The organism is Pseudomonas sp. G166, from assembly GCF_037027455.2.
In the GTDB taxonomy this organism is placed as follows: Bacteria; Pseudomonadota; Gammaproteobacteria; order Pseudomonadales; family Pseudomonadaceae; genus Aquipseudomonas.
This window is the reverse complement of the sequence record NZ_CP146985.1, coordinates 6,149,935-6,164,054: the sequence shown is the minus strand read 5'-3', so window position 1 is coordinate 6,164,054 and position 14,120 is coordinate 6,149,935. Positions and strand designations below refer to the sequence as shown.

Genomic DNA, 14,120 nt, shown 5'->3' with positions numbered 1-14,120 from the left:
TGCCAGGAGTGCACCCGATGGACCTGACGACCCTCGCTGTTTTCATTCCGGCCTGCTTTGCGCTGAACATGGCGCCGGGGCCGAATAACCTGCTGTCCATCAGTAACGCCTCGCGCTATGGCTTCGTCCGGGCGTGCAGCGGGGGCGTCGGTCGGCTTTTGGCATTTGCCATCATGATCGCCCTGGCGGCGGTGGGGCTGACGGCTGTGCTGCACACCTCGGAGCTGTTATTCCTGGGGATCAAACTCGTCGGTGCCGGCTATCTGTTCTACCTTGCCGTGCAGTTGTGGCGCGCCCAGCCAGAGGCGGGCAGCGAGGCAACGGTCACGGCGATGAGCATGACCAGCCTGGCGCGCCAGGAATTTCTGGTGGCGATTGGCAATCCGAAGGCGATCCTGCTGTTTACGGCGTTCCTGCCGCAGTTCGTCGACCGTGCGGGTACCGTCACTCAGCAGTTCGCTGTGCTGGGTGGCCTGTTCCTGGCATTGGAGTGCATCGCTATCGGGTTGTATTGCTACATGGGGATTTATGCGCGGCGGCTGTTTGCCCGGCCCAGTGGCAAGCGTCTGTTCAATCGGATGTGTGCGGGGTTGCTGGCCAGTGCGGCTTCGTTTTTGCTGGTGGCACGCCGATCTTGAGTTCGATGGTCCCTCGCCACAACGCCGGTGTGTAAATTTCCCAGGCATGAAAAAGCCCCTGGCAACTAGGTCGCCAGGGGCTTTTTCGTACAGCAGGTCTTACAGGCCGGCAGCGGCGCGCAGGGCGTCGGCGCGGTCGGTCTTTTCCCAGGTGAAGGTGGTGAAGGTATCGTCACCGACCGTCTTGGTTTGCGGCGTGCGGCCAAAGTGACCGTAAGCTGCGGTGTCCTGGTACATCGGGTGCAGCAGGTCGAGCATGGTGGTGATGGCGTATGGACGCAGGTCGAACACATCACGAACCAGCTTGATGATCTTGTCATCGCTGATCTTGCCGGTGCCGAAGGTGTTCAGCGAGATCGATGTAGGCTGGGCGACACCGATGGCGTAGGACACCTGGATCTCGCAGCGCTCGGCCAGGCCGGCGGCCACGATGTTCTTGGCTACATAACGACCGGCATAGGCAGCCGAACGGTCAACCTTCGATGGATCCTTGCCGGAGAACGCGCCGCCGCCGTGACGGGCCATGCCGCCGTAGCTGTCGACGATGATCTTGCGGCCGGTCAGGCCGCAGTCGCCCACCGGGCCGCCGATGATGAACTGGCCGGTCGGGTTGATGTGGAACTGGGTGTCCTTGGACAGCAGTTCGGCAGGCAGCACGTGCTTGACGATCAGTTCCATCACGCCTTCGCGCAGGTCCTTGTAGGACACTTCCGGGTTGTGTTGGGTCGACAGCACGACGGCGTCGATACCAACCACCTTGCCGCCTTCGTAACGGCAGGTCACTTGGGACTTGGCGTCCGGGCGCAGCCAAGGCAACAGGCCGGATTTACGGGCTTCGGCCTGGCGTTGAACCAGCTGGTGCGAGAAGGTGATCGGGGCTGGCATCAGCACGTCGGTTTCGTTGCTGGCGTAGCCGAACATCAGGCCCTGGTCGCCGGCGCCCTGATCTTCGGGCTTGGCGCGGTCAACGCCTTGGTTGATGTCGGGGGACTGCTTGCCGATGATGTTCATCACGCCGCAGGTCGCGCCGTCGAAGCCGACGTCGGAGCTGTTGTAGCCGATGCCCAGGATGACGTCACGAACGATCTGTTCCAGGTCGACCCAGGCCGAGGTGGTGACTTCGCCGGCGATGATCGCCACGCCCGTTTTCACCAGAGTCTCGCACGCCACGCGGGCGAACTTGTCTTCAGCAATGATGGCGTCCAGCACCGCATCAGAAATCTGGTCGGCGATTTTGTCCGGATGCCCTTCAGACACGGACTCGGAGGTGAAAAGGGAGTATTCGCTCATCTCGATGTTTTCCTACAAGTTACCGATGGTGAGTGTCGCCAGCCGGTCGCTGAAAATGGCGGACCTGGATCTGGAAACCATTACGTAAGCCTACATAGAGGCTTTCCCCGGGCACGAGGCCCGCAGCGGTGGCCCAACGGGCCAGATCGTCCTGTTCAAACCCCAACCAGAGATCACCGCAGGCCTCCCTGGCCCAACTCTGGTTGTGGCTGCATAACTCTGTCACCAGCAGGCTACCGCCTGGTTGCAGCAAGCCGGCCATGTGCCGGAGTGCGTCGGCCGGCGCGGCGAAGTGGTGAAGCACCATGTTCAACACAACGCAGTTGGCCTGCAGGCTCACACCGTCCAAGGCATCGGCCAGTTGCAGACTGACATTAGCCAACGTTTCCCGTTCGCACACCTGGCGCGCCAGTTCGAGCATGGCCGGGCTGTTGTCCAGCGCCGTCACCTGGCTGAAGCGCCGCGCCAGTTCCGGCAAAAACGCGCCGTCGCCGGGGCCCACTTCGATGGCGGTGGCGCTGGGCTCGAAGCTCAATTTATCGAGCAGCGCCACGATGCTGTCACGGTATTGCGGCAATCCTGCGATCAGGTCTTGCTGGGCACGAAACTTCTCGGCCACCCGTGCGAAAAAATCCTGGCTGGCGGCGGCCCGTTGCCCATGCACCTGGGCGATGCGTGCCTGCACTTCTGTGGGCAGATTCAGCTCGTCCACTTCCTCCAACAACGCGGCGTGCAGCTTGCCGCCCAGTAGGTCAGTGTGGGGCAGGGCGCGGCGGTAGAAAATCGCGTTGCCTTCGCGGCGGGTCGCCACCAGGTCGGCCTGGGCCAGGACCTTGAGGTGGTGGCTCATGCCCGACTGGCCGATGCCGAAGATCTGTGCCAGCTCCAGCACACCGAACGAATCGTTGGCCAGGGCGCGCAATACATTGAGCCGCAACGGATCGCCGCCGGCCTTGCAAAGGGTCGCCAGCTCATCGCAATCGTCATGGCGAATGGAAGGCACACGTAAGTTCATAGGGCGGCAGTCTAGAGAGGGGTCTGGATCATCGCAAGGTCAATATCAAAAAGTTTTGATATTGCTCGATAAATGGCACTTCCCGGCACCTGCTTGACTCTACAACCCATCAGCGGAAAGGTTTCACCTGGAGAAAGGGACTTTATCCACCGGAAAAACGCCTTTGGATGACTATCTGTCATTGCCCCGAGGCGGGTGGGTGAGGGAAAATGCTCGCCTTTTTTCAGTTTCGTTTTATTCATTCTCGATTCAATTCCCGCAGGAGATCAGCGATGCCCAGCCGTCGTGAGCGTGCCAATGCCATTCGTGCCCTCAGCATGGATGCCGTGCAGAAAGCCAACAGCGGCCATCCCGGTGCCCCTATGGGTATGGCGGATATCGCCGAGGTGCTTTGGCGCGATTACCTCAAGCACAGCCCGAGCAACCCAGCCTTCGCCGACCGTGACCGTTTCGTACTGTCCAACGGCCACGGCTCGATGTTGATCTACTCGCTGCTGCACCTGACCGGCTACGACCTGTCGATCGATGACCTGAAGAATTTCCGCCAGTTGCACAGCCGCACCCCGGGCCACCCGGAGTACGGCTACACCCCAGGCGTGGAAACCACCACCGGCCCATTGGGCCAAGGCCTGGCCAACGCCGTGGGCTTTGCCCTGGCGGAAAAAGTCCTGGCCGCGCAGTTCAACCGCCCAGGGCATAACGTCGTCGATCACCACACCTACGTGTTCCTGGGTGATGGCTGCATGATGGAAGGCATTTCCCACGAAGTCGCCTCCCTGGCCGGCACCTTGGGCCTGGACAAGCTGATCGCGTTCTACGACGACAACGGTATTTCCATCGACGGCGAAGTCGAAGGCTGGTTCACCGACGACACCCCCAAGCGTTTCGAAGCCTACAACTGGCTGGTGATCCGCAACGTCGACGGCCACGATCCGGAAGAGATCAAGACCGCCATCGAGACGGCCCGCAAGAGCGCCCAGCCGACCCTGATCTGCTGCAAGACCACCATCGGTTTCGGTTCGCCGAACAAGCAAGGCAAGGAAGACTGCCACGGTGCGCCACTGGGTGCCGAGGAAATCGCCCTGACCCGCGCCGCGTTGAAGTGGAACCATGGCCCGTTCGAAATCCCGGCCGACATCTATGCCGAGTGGGATGCCAAGGAAAAAGGCCGTGCGCTCGAAGCCGAGTGGGATCAGCGTTTCGCGGCTTACTCCGCCGAATTCCCTGAGTTGGCAAACGAGCTGGTCCGTCGCCTCAGCGGCGAGCTGCCGGCCGACTTCGCCGAAAAAGCCTCGGCCTACATCGCTGAAGTCGCCGCCAAGGGCGAAACCATCGCCAGCCGCAAGGCTAGCCAGAACACCCTGAACGCCTTTGGCCCATTGCTGCCGGAGTTGCTGGGCGGTTCGGCCGACCTGGCCGGTTCCAACCTGACCCTGTGGAAAGGCTGCAAAGGCGTCAGCGCCGAAGACGCCAGCGGCAACTACATGTACTACGGCGTTCGCGAGTTCGGCATGAGCGCGATCATGAACGGCGTGGCGCTGCACGGCGGCCTGGTGCCTTACGGCGCGACCTTCCTGATGTTCATGGAATATGCCCGCAACGCCGTGCGCATGTCGGCGCTGATGAAAAAACGCGTGCTCTATGTGTTCACCCACGACTCCATCGGCCTGGGCGAAGATGGCCCGACTCACCAGCCGATCGAGCAACTGGCAAGCCTGCGTTGCACGCCGAACCTGGACACCTGGCGTCCGTGCGATGCCGTGGAATCGGCAGTGGCCTGGAAATACGCCATCGAGCGTAACGACGGCCCATCGGCGTTGATCTTCTCCCGCCAGAACTTGCAGCACCAGAACCGCGATGCCGACCAGATTGGCGACATCAGCCGTGGCGGCTATGTGCTCAAGGACTGCATCGGTGAGCCTGAACTGATCCTGATCGCCACCGGCTCCGAAGTCGGCCTGGCCGTCCAGGCTTACGACAAGCTGACCGAACAGGGCCGCAACGTACGTGTTGTGTCCATGCCGTGCACCAGCGTGTTCGACGCCCAGGACGCTGGCTACAAGCAGGCGGTATTGCCGCTGCAGGTCAGCGCCCGGATCGCCATCGAGGCCGCTCATGCCGATTACTGGTACAAGTACGTGGGCCTGGAAGGCCGCGTGATCGGCATGACCACCTACGGCGAATCGGCGCCTGCGCCAGCGCTGTTCGAGGAATTCGGCTTCACCCTGGAAAACATCCTGGGTCAGGCTGAAGAGCTGCTGGAAGACTGATCCGAAAGTTGCCTCGTCCGGGCTGACGCCATCGCGAGCAGGCTCGCTCCCACAAGGTTCTCCACCGATCCTGTGGGAGCGAGCTTGCTCGCGATAGCGGTGGCTCAGGCAACGCTGCCCTGATGGATTCACCCTGGTCAGAGATCCCCCATGCCCCAACCGCGTCCCTACAAAGTTGCACTCAACGGCTACGGCCGGATTGGTCGTTGCGTCTTGCGTGCGTTGTTCGAGCGAGGGGCCAAGGCCGGGTTCGAGATCGTGGCGATCAACGATCTGGCCGACATGGCCAGTATCGAATACCTGACACGCTTTGACTCCACCCACGGCCGGTTTCCCGGCGAAGTGCGGGTCGAGGGCGATTGTCTGCATATTAATGGTGACTGCGTGAAAGTCCTGCGCAGTGCCACCCCTGAAGGCATCGATTGGGCGTCCCTGGACGTCGATCTGGTGCTCGAATGCTCCGGTGCCTACCACACTCGTGAGGACGGCCAGCGCTTTCTCGCCGCCGGTGCGCCACGGGTGCTGTTCTCCCAGCCGATGGCCAGTGAAGCGGATGTGGACGCGACCATCGTCTACGGCGTGAACCAGGATTGCCTGACTGGCGACGAGCTGCTGGTGTCCAACGCGTCTTGCACCACCAATTGCGGCGTGCCGCTGTTGCGCCTGCTGGACCAGGCCATTGGCCTGGAATACGTGTCGATCACCACCATCCACTCGGCGATGAACGATCAGCCGGTAATCGACGCCTATCACCATGAGGACCTGCGCCGCACGCGTTCGGCGTTCCAATCGGTGATTCCGGTGTCCACTGGTCTGGCGCGTGGCATCGAACGGCTGCTGCCGGAACTTGCCGGACGAATTCAGGCCAAAGCCGTGCGGGTGCCGACGGTCAACGTGTCCTGCCTCGACATTACGATGCAGACCGTGAGCGATACCGACGCCACCGAGGTCAACCGGATCCTGCGCGAAGCCGCCACCAGCGGCCCGCTCAAAGGCCTACTGGCCTACACCGAGTTGCCTCACGCCAGTTGTGATTTTAACCATGACCCGCATTCGGCCATTGTCGATGCCAGCCAGACTCGGGTTTCCGGGCCGCGGCTTGTGAACATCCTGGCCTGGTTCGACAACGAATGGGGTTTTGCCAACCGAATGCTGGACGTTGCTGAACATTATCTGCAAACAGCGACTTCGCTTTCTGCTTCTAACAAACCTGCTCTCTAAACAGTTATCCAGGAATTGCGACCCATGACCGTGTTGAAGATGTCCGACCTCGATCTGCAAGGTAAGCGCGTACTGATCCGCGAAGACCTCAACGTTCCCGTCAAGGACGGTGTTGTCACCAGCGACGCGCGCATCCTGGCTTCGCTGCCGACCATCAAGCTGGCCCTGGAAAAAGGCGCGGCCGTGATGGTCTGCTCGCACCTGGGCCGTCCGACCGAAGGCGAGTTCTCGGCCGAAAACAGCCTCAAGCCTGTCGCCGACTACTTGAGCAAAGCCTTGGGTCGTGACGTGCCATTGGTCGCTGACTACCTGGGTGGCGTGGACGTGAAGGCCGGCGATGTCGTGTTGTTCGAAAACGTGCGCTTCAACAAGGGCGAGAAAAAGAACGCTGACGAACTGGCCCAGCAATACGCGGCCCTGTGCGACGTGTTCGTGATGGACGCGTTCGGCACCGCCCACCGCGCCGAGGGTTCGACCCACGGCGTGGCGAAGTTCGCCAAAGTCGCCGCTGCCGGCCCGCTGCTGGCGGCTGAACTGGATGCGCTGGGCAAGGCCCTGGGCTCCCCGGCCCAACCGATGGCCGCCATCGTTGCCGGCTCCAAGGTCTCCACCAAGCTCGACGTGCTCAACAGCCTGAGCCAGGTCTGCAACCAGTTGATCGTCGGCGGCGGCATCGCCAACACCTTCCTCGCCGCGGCCGGTCACCCGGTCGGCAAATCCCTGTACGAGCCGGACCTGCTCGACACCGCCCGGGAAATCGCTGCCAAGGTCAGCGTGCCGTTGCCGGTGGACGTGGTCGTGGCCAAGGAGTTCGCCGAAAGCGCCACCGCCACCGTCAAACTGATCGATGACGTGGCCGAGGACGACATGATCCTCGACATCGGCCCGCAAACCGCGGCCAACTTCGCCGACTTGTTGAAATCTTCCAAGACTATCCTGTGGAACGGTCCGGTTGGTGTGTTCGAGTTCGACCAGTTCGGCAACGGTACCAAGGTACTGGCACAGGCCATCGCCGAGAGCGACGCATTCTCCATCGCTGGCGGCGGCGACACCCTGGCGGCCATCGATAAGTATGGCGTGGCCGAGCAGATCTCCTACATTTCTACCGGTGGCGGCGCGTTCCTCGAGTTCGTCGAAGGCAAAGTGCTGCCGGCCGTGGAAGTCCTGGAAAGCCGGGCCAAGGCCTGAGGCTGCGTTGACCGGGCAAAGGAGTGTTCTGATGGTCAAGACGTTCACGTTGCTGTTGGCCGCGACGATGTTGGTGGCCTGTTCGAGCAGCCCGAAGGCAACGGCCCCGGAAACCGGGGCGCCGGTGCCTGAAGGGGGTTGCTACCAGGCTGACTGGCAGGCCGAGACCAACCCGGTGTTGAACAAGCGTTCCGGGCCGGAAGGCCTGGATAAATACGAGACGCAAACCCCGGCCAAGGAACATGGGTGTCCTTGACGGGTCAGACTCTTTACTCATGGCTGGCGGCGCGCGTCGTCAGTCGAGGAACACGGATGAAAGGCTTGATCGCCGTCGTGGCGTTGGCAATGTTGGCCGGTTGCACGCAGTTGGGTTTTTTGCAGTCATCCGCGCCTGTGGACAGTTGGACGACCTGGACCTGTGACAGCGAGGCCAAAGTGCTCTGGCGCTACGCCGATGCCGCCCGCAAGGAAGTCGACGTACGCCTCGGTGGTGCCGATCAGGTTTATCACCTGAAGCAAGAGCCAGGCGCGTCGGGTTCGCTGTACAGCGATGACATGTTGGCGTTCCACGTCAAGGGTGAGGAAGGCCTGGTGTATTGGGTCGCCACCAATGACTTGATTGGGCGTGGCTGTAAGGCGCAGTAATACGATTGAACTGATCCACAGAGATCCAGATGTGGGAGCGAGCTTGCTCGCGATAGCGGCGTATCAGGCAACAGTGATGTTGAATGTGCCGCCCTCATCGCGAGCAAGCTCGCTCCCACAAGGATCGCGTCAGTATCTGGATTTAGCGACACCGAACACGCAGGCCGGGGTCACCCCCGACTTGCAATGACTTGAATAGCCGCCGCCGCTCCGGCAGGCTGGCACGATTAACGACCCTCGACCGGGAGAGACACACTAATGGCACTTATCAGCATGCGTCAGATGCTGGACCACGCAGCCGAGTTCGGCTACGGCGTTCCAGCCTTTAACGTCAACAACCTTGAGCAGATGCGCGCCATCATGGAAGCCGCTGACAAGACTGACTCTCCGGTGATCGTCCAGGCGTCGGCCGGCGCCCGTAAATACGCCGGTGCGCCGTTCCTGCGTCACCTGATCCTGGCGGCGATCGAAGAATTCCCGCACATCCCGGTGTGCATGCACCAGGACCACGGCACCAGCCCTGACGTCTGCCAGCGTTCCATCCAACTGGGCTTCAGCTCGGTGATGATGGACGGCTCCCTTGGCGAAGACGGCAAGACCCCGACCGACTACGAATACAACGTGCGCGTCACCCAGCAGACCGTCGCCATGGCCCACGCCTGCGGCGTGTCGGTGGAAGGCGAACTGGGTTGCCTGGGCTCGCTGGAAACCGGCATGGCCGGTGAAGAAGACGGCATCGGCGCCGAAGGCGTGCTGGATCACAGCCAGATGCTGACCGACCCGGAAGAAGCGGCCGACTTCGTCAAGAAAACCCAGGTCGACGCCTTGGCCATCGCCATCGGCACCAGCCACGGCGCCTACAAGTTCACCAAGCCACCTACCGGCGACGTGCTGGCCATCGACCGCATCAAGGAAATCCACAAGCGCATCCCCAACACTCACTTGGTGATGCACGGTTCTTCCTCGGTTCCACAAGAGTGGCTGGCGATCATCAACCAGTACGGCGGTGACATCAAGGAAACCTACGGCGTGCCGGTTGAAGAAATCGTCGAAGGCATCAAGTACGGCGTGCGCAAGGTCAACATCGATACCGATTTGCGCCTGGCCTCGACTGGTGCCATGCGTCGTTTGATGGCGACCAACCCTAGCGAATTTGATCCGCGTAAGTTCTTCGGCGCGACCGTGACGGCCATGCGCGACGTGTGCATTGCACGTTACGAAGCGTTCGGTACTGCCGGCAACGCCTCCAAGATCAAGCCGATCTCGTTGGAAGCGATGTATCAGCGTTATCTGAAAGGTGAGTTGAACGCTAAGGTTAACTAAGGCTTCAGCGTTGTGGTTGTGAGAAAACCCGCAGTGATGCGGGTTTTTTTATGCGTGGGATTTATGTGTATATCCGTTTTTTGGGTAACGGCTACTTATGGTTCCGCCCTTACGGCGGGTCACTTTCGAAAAGCCCGGAAGCCGGCCCAGTCGAAAGTAACCAAAGCGCTCCTGCCCCACCACTCGGTGCCTCGCCTAGGCTCGGCATGCCTTCACTCCGGCATTGGTCCGTGGGCCCGCCGCGAAGGGCCATCCATGGCCCAGCGCGGCTATCCCGGCATCCATGCCGGGATGCCCACGGCCCAATGCCTGCGTTCAGCCATCGTGGTTAACGGGGCGCCAAAATCTACGTCCACCGCGAGGCGGCCTAGTAGCCGACCTGGCTCTTTCGGTCGTACATCCATCAGATCTGTTTGAGCAGGACCTGTGAGAACAAAGCTTGCTCGCGAGGCGGCCTAGTAGCCGACCTGGCTCTTTCGGTCGTACATCCATCTGATCTGTTTGAGCAGGACCTGTGGGAGCAAAGCTTGCTCGCGAAGAGGCCGATGCATTCAACATCTTCATCAACTGAACCACCGCCATCGCGAGCAGGCTCGCTCCCACAATTGGATCGGAGTACTACCGGGAGAAACAGGTCGGCTACTAGGCCGCCTCGCGGTGGACGTAGATTTTGGCGCCCCGTTAACCACGCTGGCCGAACGCAGGCATTGTGGAGTGGGCATCCCGGCATGGATGCCGGGATAGCCGCGCTGGACCATGGATGGTCCTTCGCGGCGGGCCCACGGAGCAATGCCGGAGTGAGGGCATGCCGAGCCTAGGCGAGGCACCGAGTGGTGGGGCAGGAGCGCTTTGGTTACTTTCGCGCTTTTCGAAAGTGACCCGCTGTAAGAGCGGAACCATAAGTGGCCGTTACCGCAGCAATGGATATACACACGGTATTTCTATTCCCCTTCAAGCCCGCGCTGTTCAATGACACCAAACACATCGGTGACATCCTGGACCAGGATCCGAGCCACATTGGTAAGGGTGTTGAAGTCGCTGGCGGCCGAGTCTCGCAGGCTGGCGCAGGCCATGAGGGTCAGGTAGTCAAGGGTAGCGTGCAGGCGTTCGCTGGCGCAGGCGTGAAGCTCTGTCAGCGGGACGGTTTTGTCGATGAACAGAACAGGTTGGGTGGTGGCGATTGGGGTGAGAGGGGTGAAGCGGCTGATTGCTTGAGTCGTCGTCATAAGGTTTGGCTCTATTTAAGAAACATAAATTGCCACCTTCTTGCTGCGAAACAAATGGGTGGCAGTTGCGCGCGGGTTCGCAGACCGAGATAGAGACCAAACCCGGCAGACCCGAAGATCTCCCGCGCGCAACCGCCATAAAATGAACGCAGGCGAGTTTGCCTGAATTTTCATTTGACGGTGCAAAGTCTCTGTTCTGTCAGTGGGCTGCGAAACCCTTGCCTACTGACCAAAGCCAGCAGACGAACCGAACTATAGAGGAGATTTTCGAAGCCAAAATCGACCTGTAGGACGCACCGCGCCCCTGTGGCCAGGGGGCTTGCTCCCGCTCGGGCGCGCAGCCGCCGCAAACCGGCGCATGCGGAAGGTCTGACGAAAGGAGAGGGCTGCTGCGCAGCCCAGCGAGGATAAATCCCCTCGCCACAAGGGGATGTTTCCTACGAGATTTTCGGAAGCACTTTTTAAGTGTTGTGATCGATATCTAGTTTGCTGAACGTCACTTTCCCGCCTTCGCTGGTATAGCCGCTGTTGTCTTGCACGTACACGCCAGCCTTGAAGTACAACGGCTTGACCCGCCACGTAGAGCTGATGGTGGTGTACCAGCTACGACCCGCCGCGGTAATACCCAGGTCGCCGGTACGATCGAGGTGGAGCCGGTAACTGAAGGACTGGGCAAGTTTCACCCCAGTGGCCACGGTGATGACTCGACCCTCGTCGTCATCGGGGCGCATGCGCACTTTAGCGACGATGTTGCCGGTCTTGCTGTCGTCCTTGTACTGGTATTCCAGCTTCACCAGGGGTTTGCTGCTGTCCTTGGCATGAATCTGACCGACCACGATCTTGCCGGTGCTGGGCACCTGGTTGACGACCAGGGTCGCGCTCAATTTATTGTCGGCATCGGGGTACAGCCAGTTGCGCAAAGTGCCGTCTTTATAGGTTTCTCGTAATTCGCTGCGCGGATAGACCGCGTTTTCAGTCTTGGTGCCGGTCACCGGTGACCAGAAATACACCGTGCTGCCTTCGGAGTTGAAGTACTTATCCTTGAACCCATCCACCAGCCGAGGCGTTTCAATGGTTTTCGGCGGGCTGCCCTCGGGGATGCTCAAGTTCCAGGTTGCAAGATCGACCATGTTCGGATCCTTTCTGTACATAAGAAATGATTTACGCCACAGCCGAAGGCTCTAGGACGCGCTTTCGCTGGCGCCAGGAGGAAGCGGGACCGAACGTTTTTCACGCGGATCCGGCGGAGGGTTGACGTCAGCAGACCGTCAGAGTGGCGTTTGCCGTTTTGGTGCCCGAGACAGGTGACCGTTAGTCGGTTAAAGCGGAATTTTTTTGAACGATGGCGATATGGCACTGCCGCATGCCCTGGGCTCGATTGAGCGTGAGATGCGAAGGCCCAAGCGTTGAGGGCGCGCCGCAAGCAGCGTCCGTGCTGCCATGGTGCGAGGAAAAAGCGCTCAGATGTTGTGATTGATTTCCAGCAGGCTGAACGTCACTTTTCCGCCTTCGGTGGTGTAGCCGGTGTTGTCCTGGACATACACCCCTGCCTTGAAATACAGCGGTTTAACCTTCCAGGCCGGATCCACGGTAGTTCTCCAGTTGTAACCTGCCGCGCTGATGCCCAATGCGCCCTTCGGGCTGAGGTGGATCATGTAGGTAAAGCTGCGGTTGAGCTTCACGCCGGTGGCGATGGTGATGACTTGGCCGGTTTCGTCGTCGGGGCGCATGCGCACCTTGGCGACGATGTTGCCGGTGGAACTATAGGTTTTGTACTGGTACTCCAGTTTCACCATGGGACTGGTGCTGTCTTTGGTGTGGATCTGACCGATCACTATCTTGCCGCTGCTGGGCACCTGGTTGACGGTTACGGCGGCACGCAAGATGTTGTCTGCCGCCGGGTACAGCCAATTACGCAGGGTGCCGTCGCTGTAGGTTTCCCGCAGTTCGCTGCGTGGATAAATCGCGTTTGCAGTCTTGGTGCCGGTCACCGGCGCCCAGAAGAACAGCGTGCCGGTGTCGGAGTGAAAATATTCATCCTTGAACCCCTGGGCCAGGCGAGGCGTGTCGATGGTGGTGGCGGGGCTGCCTTCGGGGATGCTCAAGTTCCAAGTGTTGAGATCGATCATGGTCGGATCCTGCGTAACGGGCGTAAAAGTACTAAGGACCAAAGCGGGAGGCTCTACTCCAAGCATTTGGGGTGTGTTGATCACGCAGGAAGGAATTTTTTGAATAACCATCCGGCGGATGTTTGACGTCAATTGTCCGTCGAACATGTCTTCTGCAGCATCTGGGCCGGATGGATTACCGTTAGTCGGTCGTTTCGAACTCGCCCTGAACGATTTCGAATTGATAGGGTCGCCGGGCGAGCAGCATTGCGTTGCTGCCATGGCGCCCCGCAAAACGTCTAGATGTGATCGATATCCAGCAGGCTGAACGTCACGGTCCCGCCTTCGGTGGGATAACCGGTGTTGTCCTGCACGTACACGCCCGCCTTGAAGTACAGCGGCTTGTCGCTCCAAGTGGAGCTGATGGGGGAGCTCCACTGGTAACCCGCGCCATTGATGGTCAGGACGCCGGCGGGGCTTAGATGGATCAGGTAAGAGAAGGACTGATTGAGCTTTATGCCCGTGGCGATGGTGATGACCTGGCCTGTTTCGTCGTCCGGGCGCATGCGCACCTTGGCGACGATGTTGCCGGTGGAACTGTAGGTTTTGTATTGGTACTCCAGTTTCACCAGGGGGCTGGTGCTGTCCTTGGCATGGATCTGACCAATGACGACCTTGCCGGTACTGGGCACCTGGCTGACGGCCAAGGTGGCAGCCAGCTTGTTGTCCGCTGCCGTGTACAGCCAATTGCGCAAGGTGCCGTTGCTGTAGGTCTCACGAAGTTCACTGCGCGGATAAATAGCATTAGCGGTCGTGGCGCCGGTCACCGGTGCCCAGAAAAACACCGTGCCGGAGTCGGCATGGAAGTACTGGTCCTGGAACCCTTGCACCAGTTGAGAGGTTTCGATGGTCGTCGGTGGGCTGCCTTCGGGGATGCTCAGGTTCCAGGTGGCGAGATCAATCATGATCGGATCCTACGTAACGGGAGTGAAAATGCTGAACGCCCAGAGAGGCCCTAGCTCGCGCCTGTGGGCGTATTAATCACGCAGAAGGGAAATTTTTTGATAACCGTCCAGCGGATGATTGACGTCAATTGTCCGTCGAAGATGTCATTGCAGTTTTTGTGCCCGAGGTGGGTGACCGTTAGTCGGCTATTTCGGGCTTTGCCTGGATGATGGCGTGATGACACCTACTGC

The 14,120-nt window shown here is 60.2% G+C and carries 14 protein-coding genes; 7 read left to right on the top strand and 7 right to left on the bottom strand.

The genetic code is table 11. The annotated features are described in order from the left end of the window. Positions 1–17 precede the first annotated feature (17 nt). A complete protein-coding gene (locus SGN16_RS27365) occupies positions 18–638 on the top strand; it encodes a LysE family translocator (RefSeq protein ID WP_335944582.1) in 621 nt (206 codons plus the stop codon). Positions 639–737: 99 nt separating this feature from the next. On the opposite strand, the gene metK is transcribed toward SGN16_RS27365, so the two are convergent. From metK to SGN16_RS27350, 3 genes are read right to left on the bottom strand one after another with little or no spacing between them, the layout of a single operon-like run. After that, entirely contained in the window at positions 738–1,928 is a 1,191-nt protein-coding gene (metK, locus tag SGN16_RS27360) for a methionine adenosyltransferase (RefSeq protein WP_210641702.1), read from the bottom strand. A gap of 19 nt (positions 1,929–1,947) precedes the next feature. Beyond that, positions 1,948–2,943 (bottom strand): metalloregulator ArsR/SmtB family transcription factor, encoded by a 996-nt coding sequence (locus SGN16_RS27355; protein ID WP_335944581.1) that lies wholly within the window; start codon positions 2,941–2,943, stop codon positions 1,948–1,950. Between the two features lie 11 nt (positions 2,944–2,954). Then, positions 2,955–3,185: a hypothetical protein gene (locus tag SGN16_RS27350; protein WP_335944580.1), complete on the bottom strand. Its 231-nt coding sequence runs from the start codon at positions 3,183–3,185 to the stop codon at positions 2,955–2,957. Positions 3,186–3,215: 30 nt separating this feature from the next. Between SGN16_RS27350 and tkt the strand changes: the two genes are divergently transcribed. The 6 genes from tkt to fba all read left to right on the top strand — a co-directional run bounded on the left by tkt (position 3,216) and on the right by fba (position 9,590). Further along, positions 3,216–5,213 carry a transketolase gene (gene tkt / locus SGN16_RS27345; protein WP_335944579.1) on the top strand — a complete coding sequence of 666 codons (1,998 nt, stop codon included), beginning with the start codon at positions 3,216–3,218 and terminating at the stop codon, positions 5,211–5,213. Between the two features lie 150 nt (positions 5,214–5,363). Further along, positions 5,364–6,434, top strand: a complete 1,071-nt coding sequence (gene epd / locus SGN16_RS27340; protein ID WP_210641694.1) for an erythrose-4-phosphate dehydrogenase — start codon at positions 5,364–5,366, stop codon at positions 6,432–6,434. Between the two features lie 24 nt (positions 6,435–6,458). After that, positions 6,459–7,622: a phosphoglycerate kinase gene (locus SGN16_RS27335; RefSeq protein ID WP_335944578.1), complete on the top strand. Its 1,164-nt coding sequence runs from the start codon at positions 6,459–6,461 to the stop codon at positions 7,620–7,622. 31 nt (positions 7,623–7,653) lie between these two features. Further along, positions 7,654–7,878: a hypothetical protein gene (locus SGN16_RS27330; protein WP_210641690.1), complete on the top strand. Its 225-nt coding sequence runs from the start codon at positions 7,654–7,656 to the stop codon at positions 7,876–7,878. A gap of 56 nt (positions 7,879–7,934) precedes the next feature. Beyond that, the gene (locus SGN16_RS27325) at positions 7,935–8,267 is read left to right on the top strand and encodes an MliC family protein (protein WP_210641689.1); all 333 of its coding nucleotides are present in this window, start codon (positions 7,935–7,937) and stop codon (positions 8,265–8,267) included. Between the two features lie 258 nt (positions 8,268–8,525). Next, positions 8,526–9,590 carry a class II fructose-bisphosphate aldolase gene (gene fba / locus SGN16_RS27320; protein WP_003177554.1) on the top strand — a complete coding sequence of 355 codons (1,065 nt, stop codon included), beginning with the start codon at positions 8,526–8,528 and terminating at the stop codon, positions 9,588–9,590. A 941-nt stretch (positions 9,591–10,531) separates the two neighbouring features. Here the strand turns inward: fba and SGN16_RS27315 are convergent. The 4 genes from SGN16_RS27315 to SGN16_RS27300 all read right to left on the bottom strand — a co-directional run bounded on the left by SGN16_RS27315 (position 10,532) and on the right by SGN16_RS27300 (position 13,889). Further along, a complete protein-coding gene (locus tag SGN16_RS27315) occupies positions 10,532–10,816 on the bottom strand; it encodes a fructose-bisphosphate aldolase (protein ID WP_163856320.1) in 285 nt (94 codons plus the stop codon). A 461-nt stretch (positions 10,817–11,277) separates the two neighbouring features. Beyond that, entirely contained in the window at positions 11,278–11,946 is a 669-nt protein-coding gene (locus tag SGN16_RS27310) for a polysaccharide lyase family 7 protein (RefSeq protein ID WP_335944577.1), read from the bottom strand. 330 nt (positions 11,947–12,276) lie between these two features. After that, positions 12,277–12,945, bottom strand: a complete 669-nt coding sequence (locus SGN16_RS27305; RefSeq protein ID WP_335944576.1) for a polysaccharide lyase family 7 protein — start codon at positions 12,943–12,945, stop codon at positions 12,277–12,279. A 278-nt stretch (positions 12,946–13,223) separates the two neighbouring features. Beyond that, positions 13,224–13,889: a polysaccharide lyase family 7 protein gene (locus SGN16_RS27300; protein WP_210641682.1), complete on the bottom strand. Its 666-nt coding sequence runs from the start codon at positions 13,887–13,889 to the stop codon at positions 13,224–13,226. Between the last annotated feature and the right edge of the window lie 231 nt (positions 13,890–14,120).

What these genes read in the sequence shown, in the direction of transcription:
- fba (WP_003177554.1), top strand. Translation starts at nt 8,526, where the DNA reads ATGGCACTTATCAGCATGCGTCAGATGCTGGACCACGCAGCCGAGTTC.
- epd (WP_210641694.1), top strand. Translation starts at nt 5,364, where the DNA reads ATGCCCCAACCGCGTCCCTACAAAGTTGCACTCAACGGCTACGGCCGG.
- tkt (WP_335944579.1), top strand. Translation starts at nt 3,216, where the DNA reads ATGCCCAGCCGTCGTGAGCGTGCCAATGCCATTCGTGCCCTCAGCATG.
- SGN16_RS27335 (WP_335944578.1), top strand. Translation starts at nt 6,459, where the DNA reads ATGACCGTGTTGAAGATGTCCGACCTCGATCTGCAAGGTAAGCGCGTA.
- SGN16_RS27305 (WP_335944576.1), bottom strand. Translation starts at nt 12,945, where the DNA reads ATGATCGATCTCAACACTTGGAACTTGAGCATCCCCGAAGGCAGCCCC.
- SGN16_RS27325 (WP_210641689.1), top strand. Translation starts at nt 7,935, where the DNA reads ATGAAAGGCTTGATCGCCGTCGTGGCGTTGGCAATGTTGGCCGGTTGC.
- SGN16_RS27355 (WP_335944581.1), bottom strand. Translation starts at nt 2,943, where the DNA reads ATGAACTTACGTGTGCCTTCCATTCGCCATGACGATTGCGATGAGCTG.
- SGN16_RS27365 (WP_335944582.1), top strand. Translation starts at nt 18, where the DNA reads ATGGACCTGACGACCCTCGCTGTTTTCATTCCGGCCTGCTTTGCGCTG.
- SGN16_RS27300 (WP_210641682.1), bottom strand. Translation starts at nt 13,889, where the DNA reads ATGATTGATCTCGCCACCTGGAACCTGAGCATCCCCGAAGGCAGCCCA.
- SGN16_RS27315 (WP_163856320.1), bottom strand. Translation starts at nt 10,816, where the DNA reads ATGACGACGACTCAAGCAATCAGCCGCTTCACCCCTCTCACCCCAATC.
- metK (WP_210641702.1), bottom strand. Translation starts at nt 1,928, where the DNA reads ATGAGCGAATACTCCCTTTTCACCTCCGAGTCCGTGTCTGAAGGGCAT.
- SGN16_RS27330 (WP_210641690.1), top strand. Translation starts at nt 7,654, where the DNA reads ATGGTCAAGACGTTCACGTTGCTGTTGGCCGCGACGATGTTGGTGGCC.
- SGN16_RS27310 (WP_335944577.1), bottom strand. Translation starts at nt 11,946, where the DNA reads ATGGTCGATCTTGCAACCTGGAACTTGAGCATCCCCGAGGGCAGCCCG.
- SGN16_RS27350 (WP_335944580.1), bottom strand. Translation starts at nt 3,185, where the DNA reads ATGAATAAAACGAAACTGAAAAAAGGCGAGCATTTTCCCTCACCCACC.